The sequence below is a fragment of the Streptomyces sp. NBC_00075 genome (genome assembly GCF_045041225.1).
Classification (GTDB): Bacteria; Actinomycetota; Actinomycetes; order Streptomycetales; family Streptomycetaceae; genus Streptomyces; species Streptomyces adonidis.
This window is the reverse complement of sequence record NZ_CP108243.1, coordinates 5746139-5759047: the sequence shown is the minus strand read 5'-3', so window position 1 is coordinate 5759047 and position 12909 is coordinate 5746139. Positions and strand designations below refer to the sequence as shown.

12 protein-coding genes are annotated in these 12909 nt (G+C 70.9%); 10 read left to right on the top strand and 2 right to left on the bottom strand.

All coding sequences use genetic code 11. The features are described 5' to 3' along the window. Window positions 1–219 precede the first annotated feature (219 nt). Complete coding sequence (locus tag OG787_RS25030; protein WP_369029016.1) at window positions 220–678, bottom strand: SRPBCC family protein; 459 nt, start codon at window positions 676–678, stop codon at window positions 220–222. A gap of 248 nt (window positions 679–926) precedes the next feature. Between OG787_RS25030 and OG787_RS25025 the strand changes: the two genes are divergently transcribed. Together OG787_RS25025 and OG787_RS25020 are read left to right on the top strand one after the other, a co-directional pair. Then, window positions 927–2540, top strand: coding sequence for an FAD-binding oxidoreductase (locus OG787_RS25025; RefSeq protein ID WP_369029017.1), 1614 nt, complete (start codon window positions 927–929; stop codon window positions 2538–2540). 62 nt (window positions 2541–2602) lie between these two features. After that, entirely contained in the window at window positions 2603–3337 is a 735-nt protein-coding gene (locus OG787_RS25020; RefSeq protein ID WP_369029018.1) for an SDR family oxidoreductase, read from the top strand. An 80-nt stretch (window positions 3338–3417) separates the two neighbouring features. Here the strand turns inward: OG787_RS25020 and OG787_RS25015 are convergent, their stop codons facing one another. Beyond that, entirely contained in the window at window positions 3418–3900 is a 483-nt protein-coding gene (locus tag OG787_RS25015; RefSeq protein WP_369029019.1) for an SRPBCC family protein, read from the bottom strand. 301 nt (window positions 3901–4201) lie between these two features. Here OG787_RS25015 and OG787_RS25010 point away from each other — a divergent pair, with 301 nt between their 5' ends. The 8 genes from OG787_RS25010 to OG787_RS24975 all read left to right on the top strand — a co-directional run bounded on the left by OG787_RS25010 (window position 4202) and on the right by OG787_RS24975 (window position 12874). Continuing rightward, window positions 4202–5656 carry an MFS transporter gene (locus OG787_RS25010; protein ID WP_405536441.1) on the top strand — a complete coding sequence of 485 codons (1455 nt, stop codon included), beginning with the start codon at window positions 4202–4204 and terminating at the stop codon, window positions 5654–5656. A 132-nt stretch (window positions 5657–5788) separates the two neighbouring features. Further along, entirely contained in the window at window positions 5789–7408 is a 1620-nt protein-coding gene (locus tag OG787_RS25005) for an FAD-dependent monooxygenase (protein ID WP_405536440.1), read from the top strand. A 34-nt stretch (window positions 7409–7442) separates the two neighbouring features. Further along, complete coding sequence (locus OG787_RS25000) at window positions 7443–8672, top strand: 3-deoxy-7-phosphoheptulonate synthase (RefSeq protein WP_369029022.1); 1230 nt, start codon at window positions 7443–7445, stop codon at window positions 8670–8672. A 133-nt stretch (window positions 8673–8805) separates the two neighbouring features. Then, the gene (locus tag OG787_RS24995) at window positions 8806–9576 is read left to right on the top strand and encodes a 2,3-dihydro-2,3-dihydroxybenzoate dehydrogenase (protein ID WP_405536439.1); all 771 of its coding nucleotides are present in this window, start codon (window positions 8806–8808) and stop codon (window positions 9574–9576) included. Window positions 9577–9650: 74 nt separating this feature from the next. Continuing rightward, a complete protein-coding gene (locus tag OG787_RS24990) occupies window positions 9651–10307 on the top strand; it encodes an isochorismatase family protein (RefSeq protein WP_369029024.1) in 657 nt (218 codons plus the stop codon). Then, entirely contained in the window at window positions 10304–12247 is a 1944-nt protein-coding gene (locus OG787_RS24985; RefSeq protein ID WP_369029025.1) for an anthranilate synthase family protein, read from the top strand. The genes OG787_RS24990 and OG787_RS24985 overlap by 4 nt, the downstream gene beginning before the upstream one ends. 130 nt (window positions 12248–12377) lie before the next feature. Continuing rightward, the gene (locus OG787_RS24980; RefSeq protein WP_369029026.1) at window positions 12378–12554 is read left to right on the top strand and encodes a hypothetical protein; all 177 of its coding nucleotides are present in this window, start codon (window positions 12378–12380) and stop codon (window positions 12552–12554) included. A 26-nt stretch (window positions 12555–12580) separates the two neighbouring features. Then, window positions 12581–12874: a Dabb family protein gene (locus OG787_RS24975; RefSeq protein ID WP_405536438.1), complete on the top strand. Its 294-nt coding sequence runs from the start codon at window positions 12581–12583 to the stop codon at window positions 12872–12874. Window positions 12875–12909: the final 35 nt, after the last annotated feature.

Here is a 12909-nt window from a genome sequence, read left to right as displayed (position 1 = left end):
TGTCGTGTCAGCGCCGGTGAGCGGGGTCCGGTGCGTGCGGCCGCCAGGCGGAGGAGGGCGTCGACATGACGGGGGTCCCCGCACGAGCGAAGCCGGGCGTGCGTGCCGGACCCCGCGTCCACGACATGAACCGCCGGACAGGCGGGACTTCGCGGATCAGGGCGGAGGACAGCTGCGGTGCGAAATCCCCGCGTCTCCGGCATGGTCCGCCGGACAGGCCTAGTTCTCCAGCCGGAGCATGGTGTCGACGATGGGGCGCACTATTCCGCCGAAGTACCGTTCGGTCGACTCCAGGAAGGCGCTCTCCCGCTCGCCCTTCGCCTTTCCCTCCGCCGACAGCACCACCCGGATCGTCAGCGTGGCCGCTCCGTGCTCGTCCTGTCCCACCTCGTTGTGGATCTCGGCCAGGTAGGGGTCGTCGAGCTGGTGGAAGACCATGAGCCGGCGTTCGTGGAACACGACCCGCTCCCGGGCCTTGGCCCGCCCCGCCACGGTGATCTCCCGCAGCAGGCCGTCGGGGTGACGCTCCAGCACCTGGCAGTCGGTGATCCCGGCGATGAACGGAACCGGGTTCTCCGCCTTGCGCAGCATCCCCGCCCAGACCTGATCGCGGTTCAGCCGCCGTTCGTCCCCGTCGACCTCACCGACGACCGGCAGGGTCCAGCTCAGCACGGACATGAGTCCTCACCTCCTGTGATCCGGCACCACCGGCGCCGAGAGGCAGCATCCACCCGGGTGCCGCCGCCCGGCATCCCCGGTTCCCGTGGGCTTCCGCCCGGGCTCGCGCGGCGGATACCGGAGACGGGCCCGGCAAAGGATCGCGTAAAGACGTGATGCAGGGGACGAGGCGTGGTTGACAGCGTGGGTGGCCCCGCCGGGCGAGCGGAATCGGCACGCAGCGGGGTCAGCACACAACGGGGAGAGACATGAACGGAATATCGCGTCGAAGATTCCTGGCCACCACGACAGCGGCGGGAACCGTCGCCGGCGGCGTCACGGTGGCCGGTGCGGCACCCGCCCACGCGGACGGCGCGGCGGCGTTCGGCCCCTTCGACGTCACCTCGGCGGACCAGCAGTACACGGATCTGGTCCGGGGATTCAACCAGCGCTGGGTCGGCAGACCCGAGTACATCCGGATGGCCGGGTCGACGGGCCAGGTGCTGACCGCCGTACAGGAGGCCGTCACCGCCGGGAAGCGGATCTCCGTACGCAGCGGCGGCCACTGCTACGAGCCCTGGGTCACCGACGGCTCGGTCAAGGTCGTCATCGACCTGTCCCAGCTGAACCAGGTCTCCTACGACTCCGCCGCCCAGGTGTTCGCGGTGGAGCCCGGCGCCACCCTCATCGACGTCTACAAGACCCTCTACAAAGGCTGGGGAGTCACCCTGCCCGGCGGCACCTGCCCCACGGTCGGCGTGGGCGGCCATGTGGCGGGCGGCGGCTACGGCGCGCTCTCGCGGCGGCACGGACTGATCGTCGACCACCTGTACGGCGTCGAGGTGGTCGTGGTGGACGCGAACGGCAAGGCCCGGCTGGTCAGGGCCACCCGGGAGGCGTCGGACCCCAACCGGGGCCTGTGGTGGGCGCACACCGGCGGTGGCGGCGGCAACTTCGGCGTCGTGACCCGCTATCTGTTCCGCTCCCCGGGCGCGACCGGTACCGACCCGCGCAAGCTGCTGCCCAAGCCGCCGTCCAAGCTGCTGGTCAGCTCCGTCTCCTGGTCCTGGAACGATCTGACGGAGGCCGCGTTCGGCCGGATCCTGAAGAACTACGGGGCCTGGTGCGAGGCGAACAGCGTGCCCGGCTCGCCGTACTCCGGCCTGTTCAGCCAGTTGAAGCCCGGCCCCAAGGCGGCCGGCTCGTTCTCCCTGACGACCGAGATCGACGCGACGCTGCCCGGGGCCGACCGGCTGCTGGACGACTTCCTCACGGCGGTCAACAGCGGTACGGGCGTCTCGTTCCGGGTGGACGAGCGGCGCACACTGCCGTGGCTGCACGCGGCGGAGTGGCCCGGTTTCACCGGCGGCGGCGACCCCACGAACCGCTTCAAGGGCAAGTCCGCCTATATGCGCAAGGGCTTCACCGACGCCCACATCGCGGCCTTCTACAAGCACCTGACCCGCGCCGACTACCCCTACCCGGGCGCGCTGGTCATGATCAGCTCGTACGGCGGACAGGTCAACACGGTCGCACCGACGGCGACCGCCGTGTCCCAGCGCAACTCCGTCATGAAGCTGATGTACGTCAACTTCTGGCGGGACGAGGCGCAGGACGCCTGGCACGAAGCCTGGATCCGTGAGTTCTACCGGGACGTGTACGCCGGCACCGGGGGCGTGCCCGTGTCCGGCGACATCACCGACGGCTGCTTCGTCAACTACGCCGACGGCGACCTCTCCGACCCGGACTGGAACACCTCCGGCGTGCCCTGGCACGACCTCTACTACGGCGCCAACTTCCCACGGCTTCAGCAGATCAAGGCCCAGTGGGATCCCAAGAACGTCTTCCGGCACGCCCAGTCCATACCGCTGCCGGCGGTGTGAACCGGGACCCGGAGGACCGCTGAACCCCATGTCACCCGTTCACTGACGAGGAGTCACCAGAGATGAGTCTCAACGGCAAGGTCGCCATCGTGACCGGCGCTTCCCGAGGCATCGGCCGCGCGACGGCCGAGCGCCTGGGCCGCGACGGCGCAGCCGTCGTGGTCAACTACCACAGCAACGCGGAGGCCGCGCAGAAGACGGTCAAGGCCATCACCGCGGGCGGCGGCCAGGCCGTGGCCGTCCAGGGGGATGTGTCGGTCGCAGCCGATGTGGCCGCTCTGTACGCGGCCGCGGTCAAGGAGTTCGGCGGCGTCGACATCGTCGTCAACAACGCCGCGACCGTGGCCGCCGCACCGGTGGAGTACATCAGCGAGGAGGACTTCGACCGGCTGGTCGCGACCAACCTCAAGAGCGTGTTCCTCTCCCACCAGCAGGCCGTCCAGCACGTGCGCGACGGCGGCCGGGTGATCAACCTCTCCGCCGGTCTGCCGGCCGCGGCCATCGCGTTCCTCGGCGCGTACGGCGCGACCAAGGTGGGCGTCGAGGTCCTCACCCGGTCCCTCGCCCACCAGTTGGGCGAGCGCGGTGTCACCGTCAACGCGGTGGCCCCGGGCCCGACGGACACCGACATGCTCGCTCCCGAGGCGCGGGCCAACCTCGAAGGCCTGATCGCCCAGACCCCGCTGCGCAAGCTCGGGCAGCCGGGTGACATCGCGGACGTCGTGTCGTTCCTGGCCGGTGCGGACGGGCGCTGGGTCACCGCCCAGACCCTCCACGCCAACGGTGGCTTCGCGTAGGGCCTGCCTCGTCGATGACCGATGCCGCGGTCCGGGACCCCGTGCGGGTCCCGGACCGCGGCATCGCGTCGTGCCCGCCGTCAGGCGGCGGCCGTCGGCTGGGCCGCGGTGAGCCGCACGGTGTTCACCGTCGCGGCGGCCGTGTCGTAGAACAGCAGGTCGTTCTCCGCGATGAATCCGGCCTCCCGCCTGCTGCGCTCCAGACCCGCCGCGGACAGCGTGGCGGTGAACGTGAAGGTGAGACGGCCCTGTTCGTCCTCGCCGATCTCGTTGGTGATCTCGGTCAGCAGCGGGTTGTCCAGCTGGGTGAAGACGATGCGCCGCCGCCCCTCCAGGGTCACCCGCTCCCGCAGCAGCACCGAGCGGTCGCCCCGCAGCGCGATACGCCGTACGAACCCCCCGTCGAACTCCTCCAGCACCTCCGCCCAGCTGATCGAGGGCACGTAGGAGACCGGGTTGGCGGCCTTGTGCACCAGGCTGTCCCAGAGCTGATCGGCCCTGACCTCGGGGTACTGCGGGAGACCGGGGTCGTTGACCAGCAAGGTGTACGTGAACACGACCATGTGTCGAAAAGCCCTTCGTGAGGTCCGCGGGCAGTCGCACCGCCTTTCGCCGGCGCTGCCCTTCGCCGCAGCATGACGGCCGCGGCGCTGTCCGGACATCCCACTTTCACGCGATCTGCCACGCCCGCCACCGAACCACGACCCGCCCGGTCCGCGACGGCAGATGGCGTGAAGACGTGATGTCCGGCCCCCGGAGGCGGCACAGGATGGTCCGCGTCCCCCGATGACGGACCTCGACAACGGCCCCCGGTGACAGACCGCGACGGCAGACCGCGATGACAGGAAGAAGTGGACACCCCTCATGACCAACGACATCACCTCCGAGGCGTCGGGGGCGGCTGAGACGGCCGGCCACGGCCGCAGTCCCTGGGCGATGTTCTCGGTGCTGGCCCTGATCGAGTTCATGTCGGTGATGGACGCCTCGGTGGTGAACATCGCGCTGCCGGCCATCCGCGACGACCTCGGCTTCTCGCCCACCAGCCTGGCCTGGGTCGTCGACGCCTACCTGCTGGGCTTCGCGGGCTTCCTGCTGCTGGCGGGCCGGGCCGCCGACGTCGTCGGCCGGCGCCGGCTCTTCGCCTCCGGCGTGGCCCTCTTCACGCTGGCGTCGCTCGCCTGCGCCTTCTCGGCCGCCGACTGGCAGCTGGTGGTGAGCAGGCTCGCCCAGGGCCTGGGCGCGGCCCTGGTCACCCCGGCGGCCCTGGCCCTGATCACCGACATCTTCCCGGAGGGCCCCGCACGCAACAAGGCGCTCGGCCTCTTCATGGGCATGGGCGGCATCGCCGCACCGGTGGGCCTGGTGCTCGGCGGGCTGCTCACCACGGCCGGCTGGGAGTGGATCTTCCTCATCAACGTGCCGATCGGCGCGGGCATCCTGTGGGCCAGCCTGCGGCTGCTCCCGGCCACCGGTCCGCAGACGTCCGCCCGTCTCGACGTGTTCGGCGCGGTCACGGCCACCGCCGGTATGTCGCTGCTCATCCTGGCCGTGGTCCGCGGCAGCGCCCAGGGCTGGGGCTCGGCCGCGACCCTGGCCGAGTTCGCGGGTGCCGCGGCGCTGCTCGTCGCGTTCGTGGTCCGGCAGCGCACGGCGGCCGACCCGGTGCTGCCCGCCATGCTGCTCCGCATCCGGCCGCTCGTCATCGGCAACGTGGCGTTCGCCCTGGTCGGCACCCTGCTGATCTCGACCTTCTTCATCATCACGCTCTACCTTCAGCAGGTGCGCGGCTACGGACCGGCGCGGGCCGGCCTGTCGTACGTACCCATCCCGCTGGCCATGCTGGCCGGTACCCAGGTGGCGCCGCGAGTGCTGCGGTTCGGCCCGCAGAACGTCCTCATGGGCGGTGTGCTCGTCCAGGCCGCGGCGCTCGCCGCGTGGGCGGCGCTGATCGATGTCGACGGCGGTTACCTCACGAGCTTCCTGCTGCCGGCTGTCCTGTGGTCGTTCGGTCTCGGTGTCTCCATCGTCTCGTCGTTCGTGGTCTGCACGATGGGGCTCACCGGTCCGATCGCCGGCGCCGGATCGGGGCTGGCGACCACCACCTACCAGGCAGGCGGGGCCATCGGACTCGCCGCGCTCGCCGCGGTCGCCCACGCCCGCACCGACTCCCTGGCCGACAGCCAGGAACCGATGCAGGCCCTGGTGTCCGGCTACACGCTCGCCCTGTGGTGCTCGGTCGGTGTGGCGGTCATCGCCGCTCTGCTGACCCGGTTCATCCGCTTCGACGCCCAGCCACAGACGGACGCCCGGGCCGCATAGCCCACAGCCGCCCGGCGGCCGTACGGCGAACACCACCGGTCACCGATCGGGGCCCGCACCGTGAAGTCACCGGTCCGGTGCCCCGGTCCGGGCCGCTGCCCCCCTACTCGTGCCGATCTTCCAGGAGCATCCGTGCGCGAACACGTCCCTGCCACCCTGCCTCGCCCGAACAGCACACCCGTCCTGATCGTCGGTGCCGGACCGGTCGGTGCGACCCTCGCGCTCGAACTGGCCCACCACGGCGTGCGCAGCACCGTCGTCGAGCGTTCCACCACCGTCTCCGCGTATCCCAAGATGGACTTCATCAACGGCCGCAGCATGGAGCTGCTGCGCCGGCTCGGGGTGGCCGAGGAGATACGCCGGCGCGGTGTCGCGCCCGACGAGCCGTTCACCTTCCTCTGGGTCGCGGACCCCGCCGAACCGCCCGTCTCCGTCTGGGAGTACCCCTCGGTGACGGGGCTGCGTGAGCGGTACGCCGGCGTCACCGACGGCTCGGCACCGCTGGAGCCCTACCAGCGGCTCCAGGGCTCGCTCCTGGAGGAGGTCCTGCGCGGCCGCGTACGGGAACATCCGCTGATCGATCTGCGCGAGGGCTGGAGCCTGCGGGAGTCGGCCGACGACGGGAGCGTGGTGGAGGCGGTCGTGGCCGAGGAGGCGAACGGCACCGAGCACGTGCTGCGCGCCGACTACCTGGTGGGCTGCGACGGAGGCGGCAGCACCGTACGGCGGCTCGCGGGCATCGGGACCCGGTCGAGCGGTCCGAGCACCCGGCACTGCGATGTGTTCTTCCGCAGCGAGGACCCCGCGCTGGCCCGCAACGGGAAGTTCTTCCTCACCATCTCGGCCGGCGGGGCGACCCTGGTCAACCGCGACGGCGGGCGCACCTGGACCGGCACGTTCGTCCTGCCCGAGGGTGAACCGGAACCCGTGGACCCGCTCGGTGTCGTCAAGGAGCGGCTGGGCTTCGACTTCGCGGTGGACGAGGTTCTCAACGTCGCGTACTGGTACGGGCGGCTGGCCGTTGCCGACTCCTACCGCCAGGGGCGGGTCTTCCTCGCCGGTGACTCCGCGCACCAGTTCTATCCGACCGGCGGTCACGGGGCGAACACCGGTCTCGGCGACGCCTGCGACCTCGGCTGGAAGCTCGCCGCCACACTGAACGGCTGGGCCGGTCCGCGTCTGCTGGACTCCTACGACGCGGAGCGCCGCCCGGTCGCGCTCTTCAACCGCGAGATGTGCGCCAACCTCCTCGCCGTGTGGATGCGCTTCCCGCAACTGGCGTCCGTCGGCGCGACCCGCCCGCAGCTCGCCGCGTACCTCGGCAAGGAGAGCTTCCAGATCGACAACATGGGCATCCACTTCGGCTACCGCTACACCGCCTCCCCGGCCGTACGGCACGAGGACGGCCCCGAACCGGACTGGCGATGGCAGGAGATCGTCCCGACCACCCGGCCCGGCGGGCGCGCCCCGCACGTACCGCTGGCGGACGGCACACCGCTCTACGACCGGCTCGCCGCCGGCTTCACCCTCGTCGACCTCTCCCGCGAGAACCGGGGCAAGGCCCTGGTGGAGCAGGCGGAGCGCAGGGGTCTGCCGGTCGCTCTGCTCACCGTGGACGACGCGGACGTCCGCGCCGTCTGGGAACGCGACCTGGTCCTCGTCCGGCCCGATCACCACGTGGCATGGCGAGGCGACGAAGCACCGGATCCGCGGGCCTGGGAGGGCCTGCTGGATCACGTCACCGGTGGATGACCGGTTTTTTGCACTCAACAACGGGGGTTGTGAGATGTCAGGTACGGCCGACCAGTCCTGCGCGACGGTCGCCTCGGCGAGCGCCGCCGGTGCGGCCCGGCAGCAGCCCACCTGGGCGGACCGGGAGCTGCTCGCACGGGTGAGAGAGCAACTCGCCGGGTCACCCGCCCTGGTCCGGGCCGAGGACACGGCCACGCTGCGCCGGCTGCTCGCGCGGGTCGTCGCCGGTGAGATCCACGTGGTCCAGGCCGGCGACTGCGCGGAGGATCCCGCCGACTGCACACCCGGCTTCGTCGCCCGCAAGGCGGGCCTGCTCGACGCCCTGGCGGGCGTGATGAAGACGGCCTCCTCCAAGCCCGTCCTGCGCGTCGGCCGGATCGCGGGCCAGTTCGCCAAGCCACGGTCCCGGCCGACCGAGCGGGTCGGCGACCAGGAACTCCCGGTCTACCGCGGGTACATGGTGAACGGGCCGCAGCCCGACACGGCGGCCCGCAGCCACGATCCGGCCCGCATGATCGAGTGCTACCGGGCCTCGAGCACGGTGATGGACCTCCTCGGCTGGCGCGGTGAGGACACCCGCCGACTGCCCGGGCAGCACATCGAGCCGCAGGTGTGGACCAGCCACGAGGCCCTGGTGCTGGACTACGAGCAGCCCCTGCTGCGGCGTACGGAGGACGGACGCCTGCTGCTCACCTCCACGCACTGGCCGTGGATCGGCGAGCGGACCCGGCAGCCGGACGGCGCCCATGTCGCGCTGCTGGCCTCGGTGGTGAACCCCGTGGCCTGCAAGGTGGGTCCGACGACGACCCCCGGGGAGCTGCTGGCGCTGTGCGAGCGCCTCGACCCCTCGCGCGAGGCGGGACGGCTGACCCTCATCGCCCGCATGGGCGCGTCGGAGGTGGCCGACAGACTGCCGCCGCTGGTCGAGGCCGTCCGCGCGGCCGGCCACCCGGTGATCTGGCTGACCGACCCCATGCACGGCAACACGGTCAGCGGTCCGGACGGTCTGAAGACCCGGTTCCTGGAGACGATCCTGCACGAGGTCAGGGAGTTCCGGTCGGCGGTCCGCAGCGCGGGGGGCGTCCTCGGCGGACTGCATCTGGAGACCACTCCGGACGAGGTCACCGAGTGCGTGGCGGACCGTACCCGGATCGATCAGGTCGGGGTCAAGTACACCAGCCTGTGCGACCCGAGGCTCAATCCCCAGCAGGCGATCGAGGTGGCCGCCGCGTGGCGCGGCGACGAACCGGTGGCCACGCGCTGACCTTCCCGACCGTACCGGCGGCCCGTGTGAACGCCGCCCGGCCCGTCGGCATGCCCGTACGAGACCCATCAGACCCATCAGACCCATCAACCCACGAGACCCATCAGGCGCAGCCGACGAAAGGTCCGTAAGGATGGAAGGCAAGACAGCTCTGGTAACCGGTGCGGCCGGCGGAATCGGTGAAGCGGTCGTCCGGGCCCTCGCCGAGCGGGGTGTCACCGTCGCGGCGGTCGACAAGGACGCCCGGCGGCTCGACGAGACCGTGGGCCTGCTGACGGCCCAGGGATTCCGCGTCGAGGCGTTCGCGGCCGACGTGACGTCCGGCGAGGCCGTCGAGATGCTCGTGGAGGCGGTGGAACACCGGCTGGGGCCGGTGGAGTACCTGGTGAACGCCGCGGGAGTGCTGCGGCTGGGCGAGGCACGGAAGCTGGCCGACGAGGACTGGCACGCGACGTTCGCGGTGAACACCACGGCGGTCTTCCGGATGTCCCGGGCGGTGGCCAACCGGATGGTCCCCCGCTCGCGCGGATCGATCGTCACCGTGGCCTCGAACGCCGCCGGCACGCCCCGTACCGAGATGGCCGCCTACGCCGCGTCCAAGGCCGCGGCGACGATGCTCACCAAGTGCCTGGGCCTGGAGGTCGCCCAGTACGGCATCCGCTGCAACGTGGTGGCCCCCGGTTCCACCGACACCCCGATGCTCAGCTCCATGTGGGAGGACGAGAGCGGCCCCCGGCGCACCATCCGGGGCGTACCGGAGGCGTATCGCGTGGGGATACCGCTGGGCAGGATCGCCCGCCCCTCCGACGTGGCGAACGCCGTCGTCTTCCTCCTCTCCGACCAGGCGTCCCACATCACGCTGCACGACCTGACCGTCGACGGGGGCGCGGCGCTCGGCGTCTGACCGCGGCCGAGTACCCGTACGCAGCAAGCCCCCGAAGTCCGGAATGTTCTGCCCGATCACGCAGGAGCCACCCGATGCCCGGCATACCCCTGATCCCCTCCTATCCCATGCCCACCGAGAGCGACCTGCCCGCCAACACGGCGGACTGGTCGCCGGACCCGGACCGTGCGGTACTGCTGCTGCACGACATGCAGCGCTACTTCCTCAACCCCCTGCCCGCCGGCGGCTCGCCCCGCGACGAACTCGTGGCCAATGCCGTACGGCTTCGCGAGCGGTGCGCCGAGTCCGGCATTCCGGTGGCGTACACGGCACAGCCCGGCGGGATGACGGAGGAACAGCGGGGACTGCTGAAGGACTTCTGGGGCCCGGGCATGCGTCCGGACCCGGAGGACCGGCAGGTGATCGACGAACTGGCACCGGCCCCCGGGGACTGGGTGTTCGCCAAGTGGCGGTACAGCGCCTTCTTCCGGTCCGGGCTGCTCGAACGCATGCGGGAGGCGGGACGCGACCAGCTCGTCCTGTGCGGGGTGTACGCCCACGTCGGCGTGTTGATGACAGCCGTCGACGCCTTCACCCACGACATCCGGACCTTCCTGGTCGCCGACGCGGTCGCCGACTTCTCCGAGCGGCACCACCGGATGGCGCTCGAATACGCGGCGCAGCGCTGTGCGGCGGTCATGACCACCGAGGCGGTCGTCACCGCGTTCCCCTCGGCGGTGACGGCCGGATGACCACGGGACAGGGTGTCGTGCCGCAGGACCCGCTGGAGCGCGTGCTCACCGGACGGGCGCCGTCCTTCGCGCTGCTGCACCGGCCCGAGACGACGGGGCCGGATCTGCTGGAGGTGCTGATCGGCGATGTGTCGACGCCGGCTTCGCTGGCCGGTCTGCCGGTCGCCGGGGAACCGTCCGCCCCGGGGCGGGCGGCACACGAGGTGCTGGCCCTGCTCCCCTACCGGCAGATCGCCGAGCGCGGTTTCGCCTGCCGGGACGACGGGGAGCCGCTGCTGGCCATGACGGTCACCGACCAGGCCGTGCTGACGGTCGCCGAGGCGGTCCGCCGTATTCCGCAGGTGCCGATCGAGGTCACCGGCAAACACTTCGACATCGACGACGAGACGTACGCGGGGATCGTGCGCCGGGTGCTCGAGGAGGAGATCGGCGAGGGCGAGGGCGCGAACTTCGTCGTCAAGCGCTCGCTCGTCGCGGACATCACCGACTACGCGCCCGTTCCGCACGCCCTGTGGTTCTTCCGGCGGCTGCTGGAGTGCGAGCAGGGGGCGTACTGGACCTTTCTGGTGCACATGGACGGGCGGACCCTGATCGGTGCCAGTCCGGAGCGGCACATCAGCCTGCGCGACGGCACCGCGGTGATGAACCCGATCAGCGGCACGTACCGCTATCCGCCGGCCGGGCCCACGCTGCCGGACGTGATGGAGTTCCTCGCCGATCCCAAGGAGACCGACGAGCTGTACATGGTCGTCGACGAAGAGCTGAAGATGATGGCCCGCATCTGCCCGGACGGCTGCCGGGTCACCGGACCCCATCTGAAGGAGATGGCCCGGGTGGCGCACACCGAGTACTTCGTCGAGGGACGTACCTCGCACGATGTGCGCGACATCCTGCGCGAGACCATGTTCGCGCCCACCGTCACCGGCAGCCCGCTGGAGAGCGCCTGCCGGGTGATCAGCCGTCACGAGCCCCAGGGACGCGGCTACTACAGCGGAGTCGTCGCCCTGATCGGCCACGACGAAAAGGGCGGGCGCGCCCTCGACTCCTCGATCCTCATCCGCACCGCCGACATCGACGCCGCCGGGCGGTTCCGTATCGGGGTCGGCGCCACCCTCGTACGGCACTCGGACCCCGAGTCCGAGGTCGAGGAGACCCGCGCCAAGGCGGCCGGGCTGCTCACCGCCCTGGAGAGCGACCGCCCGTCGCTCTTCGGCGGACATCCCGACGTCAGCGACGCACTCGCCCGGCGCAACGACACGATCGCGGCGTTCTGGCTGGCCGGCGACACCGGCCGCGACCACCCGGACTCCGTGCTCACCGGCCGTACGGCACTCGTCGTCGACGCCGAGGACACCTTCACCTACATGCTCGACCAGCAACTTCGCGCACTGGGCCTGAAGGTGACCGTCCGCCGCTACGACCAGCCGTACCGCGTCGACGCCCACGACCTGGTGGTCATGGGCCCCGGCCCGGGCGATCCCCGGGACACGGACCACCCCAAGATCGCCCGGCTGCTCGCCACCACCGAGGAACTGCTGGCCCGTCGGCAGCCGTTCCTGTCCGTCTGCCTCAGCCACCAGGTTCTCGCCGCCAGGCTCGGCTTCCGGCTGGCCCGGCGTGACACCCCCAACCAGGGCGTGCAGAAGGAGATCGACCTCTTCGGCGCCCGCGAACGGGTCGGCTTCTACAACGCCTTCGCCGCCCGCAGCGAGGAGGACGGCGGGAAGGGTGGCGGGAAGGACGGCAGGGACTGCGAGGGCATCGGCTTCGTCCAGATCAGCCACGACCCGGACACCGGCGAGATCCACGCCCTGCGCGGCCCCCACTTCTCCTCCCTCCAGTTCCACGCCGAGTCACTGCTCACCCAGGACGGCCCGCGCATCCTGGGCGCGATGACGGCCCGGGTCCTGGACAGCAACAGCACGGTGGTCGGCGGGTAGGACGGCGACGGCGTTCCGCCGATGGGCCGACAAGTGATACCTGTATGGTCATCTCGCCGCACAGCAGACAACAAACAGCAGGTGGCGGCAGATAGCGGGCAGGGTCAGTCGGGTCTGAGGGGAGGCCGCGGTGGCGGTGAATTCGAAGAAGATCGCCGTCTATGTACTCGTGGTCTTCGTGCTGTACGTGATCATCACGGACCCGTCGAAGGCGGCCGACTACGTCCAGATAGCCTTCGAGGGCATCTCGAACGCGGCCAGCGCCATAGGGGACTTCATGACCTGGATCGCCGACGGCGCCAAGTAGCAGGACGCAGCAGCCAGGGAGTACATGTGATCCGCCATCTGGTCCTCTTCAAGCTCAACGAGGGCGTCCAGCGCGACGAACCGCGGGTCGGGGCGGGTGTCGAGGCGTTCCGCGCCCTGTCCGGGCAGATCGGCGAACTCCGCTTCTGGGAGTGCGCCTGGAACATCACCGACCGCCCCGTCGCCTACGACTTCGCGATCAACTCGGCGGTCGACGACACGGACGCGCTCAAGCGGTACCTGGAGCACCCGGCCCATCAGGCGGCCGCGGCACAGTGGCGCGAGTTCGCCACGTGGGTGATCGCCGACTACGAGTTCTAGGCCGAGCACGCAACTGGCCCCGCACCGGAACGGTG

Excerpts from the sequence above, each read along its gene's own strand:
- OG787_RS25030 (WP_369029016.1), bottom strand. The coding sequence starts at position 678 with ATGTCCGTGCTGAGCTGGACCCTGCCGGTCGTCGGTGAGGTCGACGGG.
- OG787_RS25025 (WP_369029017.1), top strand. The coding sequence starts at position 927 with ATGAACGGAATATCGCGTCGAAGATTCCTGGCCACCACGACAGCGGCG.
- OG787_RS25020 (WP_369029018.1), top strand. The coding sequence starts at position 2,603 with ATGAGTCTCAACGGCAAGGTCGCCATCGTGACCGGCGCTTCCCGAGGC.
- OG787_RS25015 (WP_369029019.1), bottom strand. The coding sequence starts at position 3,900 with ATGGTCGTGTTCACGTACACCTTGCTGGTCAACGACCCCGGTCTCCCG.
- OG787_RS25010 (WP_405536441.1), top strand. The coding sequence starts at position 4,202 with ATGACCAACGACATCACCTCCGAGGCGTCGGGGGCGGCTGAGACGGCC.
- OG787_RS25000 (WP_369029022.1), top strand. The coding sequence starts at position 7,443 with ATGTCAGGTACGGCCGACCAGTCCTGCGCGACGGTCGCCTCGGCGAGC.
- OG787_RS24995 (WP_405536439.1), top strand. The coding sequence starts at position 8,806 with ATGGAAGGCAAGACAGCTCTGGTAACCGGTGCGGCCGGCGGAATCGGT.
- OG787_RS24990 (WP_369029024.1), top strand. The coding sequence starts at position 9,651 with ATGCCCGGCATACCCCTGATCCCCTCCTATCCCATGCCCACCGAGAGC.
- OG787_RS24985 (WP_369029025.1), top strand. The coding sequence starts at position 10,304 with ATGACCACGGGACAGGGTGTCGTGCCGCAGGACCCGCTGGAGCGCGTG.